Consider the following 644-nt stretch of genomic DNA (forward strand, 5'->3'; position numbering starts at 1 on the left):
GGGTGAGGATATTCCGCTGATCGCGCGGATTGCAGCGGTCGCCGATTCTTTCGATGCGATGACTTCCAATCGCGCCTATCGCATGGGCATGCCGTTTGATGTCGCTTGCAATGAAATCACCCGCCATGCAGGGTCGCAGTTTTGCCCGATAGTCGTGTATACATTCTTCCAATGCATCACCGAGGAAAGCTTTGAGCATGCCCACCGCCTCACGCGGGCAGATGAGCTTTTGATCGAACAGATCGAAGAAAACGAACAGCCAGACGGGGCCGCTTTGGTCACTCAAATGTAACACCGAAAGCTTACATAACGCGGAAGAACCAGCCCGACATCCTCATCGGCTGGTTCTTTGTTTTGCTTCGCGAAAATTGATTTGTTGCTTAGCTGGCAACGTCCCGCTTTGTGAACGTGATCCAGGCCATCGCCATAAATACGATGTAATAGGCGAGCAGCACAGCAATCGAGAATCCGATCGTCATGTCCGGGAGCAAAGGCGTCCCTTCCCAGTACATGGAGAGCGAGGTGTTGGCGAACAAGGAGTATTTCAGCCAGCTGTACTGCCCCAAAAACGTCTCGGTGATCGCGCTGCCCGTAAACTGAACGATCAGTCCCAAGCCGATCGCCAGCGCTTGATTGCGGAACAT

Annotated in this window: 1 protein-coding gene and 1 pseudogene; one reads left to right on the top strand and one right to left on the bottom strand. The window is 53.3% G+C overall.

The features are described from left to right. The coding region (locus EDM56_RS31630; RefSeq protein WP_342772421.1) for an HD-GYP domain-containing protein at positions 1–292 on the top strand (292 nt) is incomplete at its 5' end. Positions 293–380: 88 nt separating this feature from the next. On the opposite strand, the pseudogene EDM56_RS31635 reads toward EDM56_RS31630, so the two are convergent. Continuing rightward, a pseudogene (locus EDM56_RS31635) lies at positions 381–644 on the bottom strand (ABC transporter permease); the annotation flags it as partial.

It is taken from the genome of Brevibacillus fluminis, assembly GCF_003710825.1.
GTDB classification, from domain to species: domain Bacteria; phylum Bacillota; class Bacilli; order Brevibacillales; family Brevibacillaceae; genus Brevibacillus_D; species Brevibacillus_D fluminis.